Annotated in this window: 7 protein-coding genes; 3 read left to right on the top strand and 4 right to left on the bottom strand. The window is 69.1% G+C overall.

All coding sequences use genetic code 11. The features are described from left to right. Window positions 1–713 (bottom strand): OmpL47-type beta-barrel domain-containing protein (locus tag BXA11_RS43900; RefSeq protein WP_208865562.1); only part of this gene is annotated, 713 nt, incomplete at its 3' end. Window positions 714–830: 117 nt separating this feature from the next. After that, the gene (locus BXA11_RS12265; protein WP_076434616.1) at window positions 831–4,877 is read right to left on the bottom strand and encodes a ThuA domain-containing protein; all 4,047 of its coding nucleotides are present in this window, start codon (window positions 4,875–4,877) and stop codon (window positions 831–833) included. A 932-nt stretch (window positions 4,878–5,809) separates the two neighbouring features. Here BXA11_RS12265 and BXA11_RS12260 point away from each other — a divergent pair. Continuing rightward, on the top strand, window positions 5,810–6,790 hold the full coding sequence (locus BXA11_RS12260; RefSeq protein ID WP_204053629.1) for a multicopper oxidase domain-containing protein: 981 nt from the start codon (window positions 5,810–5,812) through the stop codon (window positions 6,788–6,790). Between the two features lie 96 nt (window positions 6,791–6,886). Next, window positions 6,887–7,627, top strand: a complete 741-nt coding sequence (locus BXA11_RS12255; protein ID WP_083744177.1) for a hypothetical protein — start codon at window positions 6,887–6,889, stop codon at window positions 7,625–7,627. Between the two features lie 154 nt (window positions 7,628–7,781). On the opposite strand, the gene BXA11_RS12250 is transcribed toward BXA11_RS12255, so the two are convergent. Continuing rightward, entirely contained in the window at window positions 7,782–8,636 is an 855-nt protein-coding gene (locus BXA11_RS12250; protein WP_076434614.1) for an SDR family oxidoreductase, read from the bottom strand. An 84-nt stretch (window positions 8,637–8,720) separates the two neighbouring features. On the opposite strand from BXA11_RS12250, the gene BXA11_RS12245 reads away from it, so the two are divergent. Next, window positions 8,721–9,305 carry a TetR/AcrR family transcriptional regulator gene (locus tag BXA11_RS12245; protein WP_076434613.1) on the top strand — a complete coding sequence of 195 codons (585 nt, stop codon included), beginning with the start codon at window positions 8,721–8,723 and terminating at the stop codon, window positions 9,303–9,305. Window positions 9,306–9,348: 43 nt separating this feature from the next. Here the strand turns inward: BXA11_RS12245 and BXA11_RS12240 are convergent, their stop codons facing one another. Continuing rightward, on the bottom strand, window positions 9,349–10,107 hold the full coding sequence (locus BXA11_RS12240) for a sensor histidine kinase (protein ID WP_159454771.1): 759 nt from the start codon (window positions 10,105–10,107) through the stop codon (window positions 9,349–9,351). Window positions 10,108–10,593 lie beyond the last annotated feature (486 nt).

The raw sequence follows: 10,593 nt of genomic DNA, 5'->3' as shown, positions 1-10,593 counted from the left end.
ACCGGCGAGACGTTGCCCGCCTTGTCGGTCGCCCGATACTGCACCCTGTGCGACCCCGCCGCGTTCACCGACACCGGAGCCGAGTAGGTGGTGAACGCCCCGTTGTCCAGGGCGTACTCCACCCGGTCCACGCCCGACTCGCTGTCGCTCGCCGAGACCGTCACCGTCGCAGAACCCACGTAGTTGCCGTCGGCGTCCTTCTCACCCGACACGTTGGCGGACACCTGCGGCGCCGTCGTGTCGGTGGAGCCGCCGGGGGTGACCACGAGCTCGCCGACCATCTGGTGGCCGGGAATCGCGCAGAAGAAGCGGTATTTGCCGGGGGTGAGGTTCACCTGGATCTCGTGCCGACCGCCGTCCGCGTCGTACGGGCTGGCGATGATGTTGACGTTGACGTCGTGGTTGTAGCCCGGCGTCGACGTGTCGAAGGTCAGCGTGTGCGTCATCCCGAATGTGCTGCCGGTCGCCATGCTGTTCTCGAAGACGATCGTCGCGGGTCCCGCGACCGCCGTGGCCGGCACGTCCTTGTACGCGGTCATGCTGTTGTCGGCGGTCCAGGTGAGCACCTGCGCCGCCGCCTGGCTGACCTGTTGCCGCGCCTCGGGCTTCGGCACGGCGGCCTTCGCCGGCGACAGCCACAGCGCCGGAAGCGTCACGCACAACAGCACCACGGCCACGGTGGCGCGTAGCGCCCTGCGTAGCCTTCCTGTCATTAACTGCATCTGAGGTCGCACCTCACAGAACGTGCATGTGGGCGGACGAACGGCGTCTGTCCGCCTGAGGTCATGGGGTGGGGCCGGGCGGGGGGCTTCCCCCGCCCGGCTACCGGGTCAGAGCTCCCGCACGCGGACGTTGCGGAATTCCGCCAGGTCGGTGTTGCTGTGGTTCTGCAGCCCGATGAACCCGCTGACGAACTGACGCAGGTCCGTGGCGGGGTCGCCGGCGCGGGACGACGACTTGCCCGGGGTGTTGTCGAACTCGTTGATCACGACGCCGTTGCGGATGATCGTGTAGTGCTGCCCGACCACCCGGACCTCGTAGTCGTTCCACTGGCCCTTCGGGGTCGCCCCCGCCTTGTCCAGCGTGTTCGGCTGGAAGTTGTAGATCGAGCCCGTCTTCTGCGGCTCGCCCGAGTCGCCGTCGTAGATCTGGATCTCGTGGCCGCAGTAGACCGCGACCCACGCCTCCGACGTACGGGCCGATCCGACCGTGCCGCAACTGCCGGCCGGACGCTGGTCCAGCGGAGTCCGCGGGTCGGGGAACCGGACGAACACGCCGGTGTTGGCCCGAGCCGTGCCGGGCGCGACGTCACGGAACTGCAGCCGCACCGAGAAGTCGGCGTACGCCTTCGCGGAGTACCAGAGCATGCCCATTCCGCCGGAGGTGCGGAGGGTGCCGTCCTGCTGCAGGATGAACTGGCCGGTCGGAGCCTGCGACCACCCCTGCAGGGACTGCGCGGTCCCGTCGAAGATGGTCTCGTAGCCGTTCGTCTTGCCGATCTCGGACTGCGCCCCCGCCTTACTGAGCGTGGAGGCCTCCTTGTTGTCGATGACGCCGGCCTTGCGGAACTCGTTCACCTGGTCGTTGAGGTGCTTGACGAACTCGCCGTGGTTCGACCACATGCGCTCGTCGTCGATCAGGTCGTTGATCGTGCAACCGCCGCCGACGACGCGGTTGGCCACGCCGGTGTCGGTGTCCAGCAGCCGGACCGTCGTCTGGGTGTCGGGCGCCGGGCAGCCGATCTCGACGGTGACCTCGCCGGTCGCCACCTCGCCGTCGGCGTAGGTGACCTTCAGCGTGGCCTTGTAGGTGCCGAAGTCCTTGTAGGTGTGCGTCGGGTCGGCCTCGGTCGACGGCTTGCTGCCGTCGCCGAAGTCCCACTCCCACTTCACGCCGCCGGCCCTGGTGTGGGAGAACACCACCGTCTTCGGCGTGCTCTGCCGCTCCGGCCGCACCGTGGCCAGGCTCGGGTTCGGCGTCGCCGGACCACCCTGGTAGGTGACGCGGATCAGCTTCTGGTTCGGGTGCAGGCTGAAGAAGCCACCGGCGTAGTCCAGCATGTAGAGGGCGCCGTCCTTGCCGAACTTGGCGTCCATCCACGACTGCAGCTGGGAGGCGCCGCCGCCGGGCTGGATGATGGAGCGCAGGTCCTCGGCGAAGACCGGCGGCTTCGCGTCCTTGACGCCCTTCGGGTCGACGGTGACGGCGACCCGGTTGTTCGCGTTGGACTCGTCACCGATGAACCACTTGTTATCCCAGTACGCGGGCCACGCGACGCCGCTGTCGGTGTCGACCTCGGAGCGGTGGTAGGTCGGCCCGGACATGATCGCCTGGCCGCCGCCGGAAAGGTAGGGCTCGGTGAAGGTCTCGTCGCCCAGCTTGTAGGTCGGCAGGCCGCTGCCGTCGGTCCGCTTCGGGTAGACCGGGCCGCCGCCCTGCGGCGAGAACCAGATCATGTTGTCGCGGGCCGGCGGGATGTCGACCAGGCCGGTGTTGCGCGGCGAGGTGTTCTTCAGGTTGCCGCAGTTGTACCAGTCGGCCGGCTGGTTGGCGTCGACGTTGCTGCGGTCACGGTAGGGCTGCCTGTTGCCCATGCAGTAGGGCCAGCCCTGGTTGCCGGCGGACGTGAGGATCGTCGCGGTCTCGTACTTCGCCGGACCCCAGATCTCGCTCGGGCCGCCCGCGTCCGGACCGACCCATCCGGCGGTCAGCCAGTCGTTCACGTTGTCCCACTGGAGCCGCGCGATGTTGCGGACGCCCATCACGTAGATCTCCGGGCGGGTCTTGCCGCCGCCCTCCTCCTTACCCGTGAACAGGTTGTCCTTCGGGATCGTGTACGTCCCGTCGGCCTCCGGGTGGATACGGATGATCTTGCCGTTCAGGTCGTTGGTGTTGCCCGCGGTGCGGCGGGCGTCCTGGAACGAGGTGCCCTTGTAGTCCTGGGTCCAGTTGTTCCCGGAGTAACCGCTCGACCCGCCGGAGGAGTTGCTGTCACCGGAACCGACGTAGAGGTTCCCCTCCTTGTCGAAGGCCATGCCACCGCCCGCGTGGCAGCAGCTGTGGATCTGGGTGTCCCACTGCAGCAGGTCCTTGCGGGTCTTCTGGTCGATCGTCTGGGTGGCGGAGTCGTAGGTGAACCGGGAGATCGTCCGCTTGCCGATCCGCTTGTCCCTGTCGATCGACTCGTGCGGCATCCAGTAGACGTACAGCCAGCCGTTCTCCTGGAACTTGGGGTCGGGCACGATGCCGAGGAGACCCTCCTCGTTCTTCACCAGCTCGTCGCCGCTGCCGCGGTTGCCCATGACGGCGAGGGTGGTGAGGAGCTTGACCTGCTTGGTCTTCGGGTCCCACTGGTGGATCGTGCCGCAGCCGAGGCCGACCTTCGGGTCGTTCCAGTCGGCGATCGGGCCGGTGGGGCAGGCCGCCTTGCCGACATAGAAGATCTTGCCGTCGGGGGCGACGGTCAGGCCGTGCGGCTCGCCGATCTGGTCGAGCTGGCCCGACTGGTTCTGCGCGGTCAGCCGCTCGATCTTGTAGTTCGACGCGATGGTCGCCTGGCAGTCACCGCGGACCAGGCCGGCCGCCCACTTGATCGCGCCGCCGAGGTGGCTCTTGAACTGGTCGTCCTTGGTGTAGCTCTCCTCGGTGCCGCCCATGCCGGTGTAGAACGACCGGCCGCCGTCGTAGTCGCGGCACCATGAGATCGGGTGGAACGCGCCGTTGCCGTTCAGGCCCGCCTTGTAGGTCCACTCCTCTACCTGCGCGACCGTCTGGACCTTGCCCAGCGGGCTCGGGCTCCAGTTCATCCACTTGTCGGACCGCGTCGCGTTGAACGGCAGGCCCTTGTTCGCCGGGTGCTGACGGTCGGTGAAGTCCACCGTGGCCTTCTGCACCTGGCTGTCCGGCGGAGGCCCGGCGTCGGGACCGAACAGCCGCAGCTCGGCCAGCTGGATGAGGGGCTCACCGCTGTTCGCCGTGATGTTCAGCCGGTAGTACGCGTACGCCGTGCCGTTGGTGAACTTGTATTCCTTGGTCTGGAACCGCGAGGGGAAGGTCTCCCCGGTCCGCTTGTCCAGGTCCGTCCAGCTCTTCCCGTCCTGGGAGCCCTGCAGCGTCCAGTCCTTCGGGTCACGGCCGGGGAAGTCGTTCGCCGAGGTCAGCGCGTAGTGGGCGATCGCCTTCGGCTGCTCCAGCTTCAGCGAGACCCAGCCGGTCGGGTTGAACGTCAGCCACTTGCTGTTGTTGTTGCCGTCGACCAGCTTCTCTTTGGTCTCGTTCGGCGGGTTGTCCGCGTTCGCCGTGATCTCCACGACCTTCTCTGCCGGGGGCAGGCTGCCGGCGGGGCGGGTGCCGACCAGTTCGGTGAACCAAGATGAGTCGGGCTGCGCGCGTACGGCGTCGTGGACGCCGACGAACCCGCCGCCGTCCCGCATGTACGCCTGGAAGGCGGCCTCCTGGGCGGCGTTCAGCGTCACGCCCTTGGCGGACAGGAACACCACCCCGCGATAGCGCGCCAGGTTGCTGGAGGTGAAGACGGCCGGGTCTTCGGACACCTCGACGGAGAAGCCGTTGTCCTTGCCCAGGTTCTTGATCGAGTCCGCGGCCTTCTCTACCGGGTCGCTCTGTTCCTTGGCGGGTCCGTGGAACACCAGCACACTGACCGGCTCCGCGGATTTGCCTGGCTTACCGGTATCCGGCTCGGGAGGGTTGGGCTTGGCCTGCGCCTGCAGTTGCGCGGCGGGAAGGGCCGGTGCGGCCTGCGCCTGCATGGCGGGGACGGTCGCCAGTCCCAGTGTCAGGGCGGCGCTCGACGCCGTGACGAGAGCGCGGCGCCAGGCGGGTGGCCAGGGGTGTACGAGCAGGTCTCTGCGACCCATCGTTCGCTCCTTCAGGTCGGGGGGTTGGATCAGCACCTTGCGGAGGTCGTTCGGTCAGCCGTGGCGGCGACCGGGCACGCAGATGCCGAAAGGCGCGAGGGTTCTGCCGGTCTCCTCCTCTCACTTGCCGTTCTGTCCCTGAGCCCGCGTCGCGGTGACGCGGTGACGCGTCGCGTGATGGCGCGGTCGGGGCGGTTGGGCCGTCGCGGACGTGCGGCATCGCCGTTCATCGCGTTGTCGGCGGGCGATCGCCGCGGAGCCCGTCGTGGCGGGCGCCGGGACTGATCGGTGCAGCGGTCGCCGGCCGTCCTTCGGGGACGGCGACCGGAATGAGGGTGTCTTGCCGGTCTCAGGCCGGGGTGCCGCGAGGCCGGCGACGCCTGGCGGCGCCGCCGGGGCGTGGTCCGGTTCGTCTGAGCCGCAGGTCCGCCGGGACATGAGAGGGCGGACCGTGCGGGGCGGATGTCGGCTGTGGGGGGTGTCGCCGAAGCACCGCTGAGCCTTTCGGGGAGTCGCGGATGGTTGCGTGGGCGGGCGGGGGGACGAGGGCCATGTGATGCCCAGAGACCTGCGTGGACTGTGGTAGTCGAGCCGAGTCAAGGGGGCGGTTTGGGCTCAACGTAGCAGCCTCACCGAACTTCAGCCAGCCCCGTGACAAAGTTCTCTTACTTACAACATGACTTCTTGACTTTTCAGCAGAAGTATCGCCTACTTCCTTCGAAAGCTTTATCCACGGTGTCGAAAGGCTCGTTGACCGGTCCCCGTCCTGGCCGGAACCCACTCCACTGCGGGGGAGCCACAGCGAGACGTCGCGCCGTCCAGGCCGGCCCCCGGGCCGGCGCTACGACAGGTGCCGTTCGCCTCACGACAGTGAGGCGTCACGACCGGAATGGGGAACCATGACCGAGGTAGGCAGGGGTACGACGCGAGGCTTGTTCTCCCGGCGCGCCTTCACCACGGCCGCGACGGCCGCCGCGTTCGTGCCGCTGGTCGGGACGAGCCAGGCCGACGCGGCGCCATCCGACAAGGTCACCGGCAAGCCCGACAAAGGCGACGTCCGCCGCATCACCCTGTACGCGGAGAAGTTGCCGAACAACCTGCTGGGCTACGGTCTGGAGCCCGGCAAGGCCACCATCCCCGGCCCGCTCATCGAGATGGTCGAAGGCGAGACCCTCGAGATCGAGCTGGTGAACAACACCGATGTCACCGCCAGCCTGCACGTGCACGGGGTGGACTACGAGTTCACCAGCGACGGCACGAGAATGAGCGACAGCGTGGTGGAGCCGGGAGGCCGGCGCACCTACGTCTGGCGCACCCACGCGCCGGGCCGCCGCCCGGGCGGCACCATCGAGCCCGGCAGCGCCGGCTACTGGCACTACCACGACCACGTCGTGGGGACCGACCACGGCACCGGCGGCATCAAGAGAGGCCTGTACGGCGCGCTGGTGGTGCGCCGCAAGGGCGACATCCTGCCGGACAAGCAGTTCGTCGTCTTCTTCAACGACATGACCGTCAACAACGCCAAGGCCGGCGAGGCTCCCCACTTCATGGCGAAGATCGGCGAGCGTGTGGAGTTCATCGTGGTCACCCATGGGGACTTCTTCCACACGTGGCACCTCCACGGGCACCGCTGGGCGGACAACCGCACCGGTCTGCTGGACAACCCGCAGGAGCAGACCCGGATCATCGACACCAAGATCACCGGACCGGCCGAGTCGTTCGGCTTCCAGGTGATCGCCGGGGAGCGGGTCGGGCCCGGCGCCTGGATGTACCACTGCCATGTCCAAAGCCACTCGGACATGGGGATGGCGGGAGTGTTCATGGTGGCCGACGAGAACGGGAACGTTCCCGGCCACGACATGGGCGGCATGAGCTCGGGCACCGGCTCGGACATGAGCGCCATGCCTCACTGAGCCCGCCCCGCTCCCCCCTCGGGCGCAGTCCCGGTGAGGCACTGGGCGAGCCGCCCACCCGGCGTGCGGACGGCCGAAGGTCAGTAGGGTGCGCCCATGACCAGCGACATACGCGGGCGCGGGTGGGCGGGCGTCACCGCCGAGCCCGGATCGCAGGCGGCTCTGGACTACTACCTGATCACGCAGGCGGCGGGCGCGGACGGAGCCCCGGCCGAGGGAGTCGTCGTCGAGGAGTTCACGCTCACCGACGACCTCAGGACCGTCGGCCTGGACACCGCCGGATGGACCGCGGGCGACGGCGACTGGTGGAGTTCCGCGGCCTTCGGACGCGCGTTGCGCGAGGACCCCGGCCTGCGCGCCCGGGCCCGCGCGGTGAGCCGTCCCGAGGCCGAGGCCGCCTACCGCGGTCTCGGCGGGGGCGAACTGCCCGGCGAGACGCGGCTGCGGGCTCTGTTCCACGACCACCAGCCTCTGCCGGACTCCCCTCCCCTGCGCCTCACCCCGCCCCGGGTCCCCGACGGGTTCCACGACACGCGGGTCTACCGCGTCCTGTTCGCCGGTGAGCCACGCCTGCCTCTCCTCACGGACGTGGTGGCGCTCGCCGGCGAGGCCGGCGAGCCGGGAACCCGGATCGTGGGCTCTGGCGAGCTGCGAACGGACCCGGACGTCTTCACGTGGGAGGTGCGCCGCATCGGGCCCGGTGTCGCCTGCTGCCTCGATCTCACGGCCCACCTGGGGACCGCGTCCTCCGAGGCCCTCGGGCCGCTGCTGCGGCGGTTGACGACGGCGATGCGCCACGCGGGAGCGGTGCCCGTGACCGTCGAGCGGTTCTCCTGAGCCCGGACGGCTCCGGCTGCCGGAGGGGTGCGCGACGCGGCCCGGCTCGCGGAGCCATGCCGAGCCGGCTCCCTGGAGGAGTGGCTTCATGGAGGAGCTCGGGAGAGGACCGGCGCCGGGAAAGGGCTGGGCCGTCTTCAGCGGCGCGCGGCCTCTACGCGGCGCCCGCGCGGGCGTCGGTGTCGGCATCGGTGGAGAAGGCGAGGTCCCGTCCCGCCTCCAGTTCCGCGAGCCGTCCGGTGAGCGCCTTGTGGATGTGGGTGTAGGAATCGCTGCCCAGGGCGACCCGTACGGGCGCGGGGTCCAGGTCCGCACAGCCGAGAATCGCCGCGGCCGTCTTCGCGACGTCGCCGACGGACGGCAGCGCGGGGTCGCGGATGCCCCGGGTCAGGGCGGCGGGGCTGTCGTCGTAGGCGCTCAGCGGCGTGGCGAGCCGTGAGCTCCCGTCGCGGAATCGGGTGCGGGCGCTGCCCGGCTCGACGATGGTCACCCCGATGCCGAACGGGGCGACGTCCTTGGCCGTCGACTCCATGAAGCCCTCGATGCCCCACTTGCTCGCGTGGTACGCCGACGCACCCGCGTTGGTGGCCTGACCGCCGTACGTGGAGAGCTGGATGAGGCGGCCACCGCCCTGACGGCGCAGGTGGGGAAGCGCAGCGCGGACCACGCGGATCGAGCCGAGCAGGTTCGTGTCGATCTGGTGGACGATCTGCTCGTCGGTGAGCTCCTCGGCCGCGCCGAACAGGCCGTATCCGGCGTTGTTGACGACCACGTCGATCCTGCCGAGGTCGGCGAACGCCCGGTCCACGACCGCCCCGATCGCGGCGCCGTCGGTCAGGTCGAGGCGGGCGAGCCACAGCCGGTCGCCGTACTCCGCCCTCAGGTCGTCCATCACCTCCATCCGCCGGACCGTCCCGGCGACGCGGTCGCCGCGCCGCAGCAGCCGTTCGGTCATCTCCCTGCCGAAGCCGCTGCTCACCCCGGTGATCAGCCATGTACGTGCGTCCATCGTCGTGTCCCTTCCAGGAGCTGTCTAACTTGTTAGTTAGCTTACGCCGCGTTCTAACCGGTTAGTCAGCGGTAAGATGCCGCCGTGGCGACAGGGAACGCCGAGGCGACCAAGGCACGCATCCTCGAAGCGGCGCGGGACGAGTTCTCCGCCCACGGCATCGCCGGGGCGCGCGTCGACCGCATCGCCAAGGCGGCCGGCTGCAACAAGAACCTGCTCTACATCTACTTCCAGAGCAAGGAGACCCTGTTCGCCACCGTCCTGGAGCAGAACCTGCGGCGGGTCTACGACGAGTTGCGGTTCACTCCCGACGACCTGCCCGGGTACGCGGCGCGGGTCTTCGACTTCGCGATGGCCGAGCCCGGCCTGATGCGGCTGATGGCCTGGGCGGGCCTGGAGCAGGAGACCGGCGAGGTCGCCCTGCGCCACGCGGCGCAGAGTGCGAAGGTCTCGGCCATGGAGGCGGCGCGGGACGCGGACGGCCCGGCAGCGCGCTTCGCACCCGAATTCCTGCTGACGGCCATCCTGGCGCTCGCCACGGCCTGGTCTGCGGCGAGCCCCTTCGGCCCCAGACTCAGCCCCGGGCTGGCCGCCGCCCCTGACACGCTGCGTACCCAGATCGCCGACGCCGTGGCGGCGATCACCGGGGCCCCCCGGACCGGCCCCTGATCGCCGTCTGCCACTGTGGACTCGTGACCCGGCCAGGGATCGGTCAGGCCAGTGGGAGCCGGACGACGAAGGCGGCACCACCGGCCGACGACCGCTCCACGTGCACCTGTCCCTCGTGGCCGTACGCGATGTTGCGGACGATGGCCAGGCCGAGGCCGGTCCCGCCGCGATCGCGGGAGCGGGCGGCGTCGAGGCGGGTGAAGCGATCGAAGACGCGCTCCCGGTCCTCCTGCGCGATTCCGTCGCCGTCGTCGGCCACGACGAGTTCCGCCGCATCGGCCGTACGCCGGACCTGGACGAACACGACCGTCTTCGCGTGCCGCTGCGCGTTGTCGAGCAGTTCGGACAGCATCCTCCGGAGCCGCGCGTCCAGGCCTCGCACCAGAACCCCTGGAACGACCTGCACCTTCACGTCGCGCTTGTCGGTGCGCCGGGTCAGTTCGTTCTGTACGAGATCGCCGAGGTCCAGCAGGACCGGCTCGGCCGGCTGCGCGGCGGCCTGAAGCTGGGCCAGCAGGTAGAGATCGTCGACCAGCGCGTGCAGCCGTTCCACGTCCCTGAGCGCCCGTTCGAGCAGGTCGTCCACGTCGAGCTCGCCGGGATGCAGCCGGGCCTCCTCCAGCTGGGCCCGCAGTCCCGCGATCGGGGTGCGCAGTTCGTGCGACACATCGGCCTCGAACCGCCGCTGCCAGTCGATGGCCCCATACAGCTTGCTGCACATGCTGTCGATGCCGTGCTTGATGCCACGCTCCAGCTCATCGAGTTCGCCGAGACAATCACGGAGGTAGCGGAGCGATGTCACGTCTCCGAGATTCCCTGACCCGTCCGTGACGATTCCCATGGCCGGCTAAAATCACCGCCTCGTTCCTCGGTGTTTTCCTATCCCTTATCCCTGTCCCAGGTCTCCGGAAAAATACCGGACGTCGTCGGCGAGACCCCGTGACCACTCCCCCGCCTCCAGCCGAGTGGTGGGGCGCGAGCATCGATACCGAAGCCCAGTCCGGCGGGATCGGGGATAATAGTAGGCCCCGAACCGCAATCGGATCTCTCCATGAACGGGATTGACCCGCCGGGACCGGTGACAAAGGATTCTCGGTATGTCGTTTTCCCGACGCTCAACTCGGCGCTCTCCGTACGCGCTGATGAAGCTGGTCGCGGTGACTCTCTTACTGGGCGCCGGGATCGGAGGAGGCGTTTTCTTGGCGCTGGCGCTGATATGGCACTCGCTGTGGGGCAAGGGACCCGTGTTCCTTCCGGGCTAGCCGTAAACGCTCGGATTTCCCCGCCG

The organism is Microbispora rosea (genome assembly GCF_900156315.1).
Lineage (GTDB): Bacteria > Actinomycetota > Actinomycetes > Streptosporangiales > Streptosporangiaceae > Microbispora > Microbispora rosea.
Note: the sequence above shows the minus strand (reverse complement) of the source record. Positions and strands in the feature narration are given on the sequence as shown.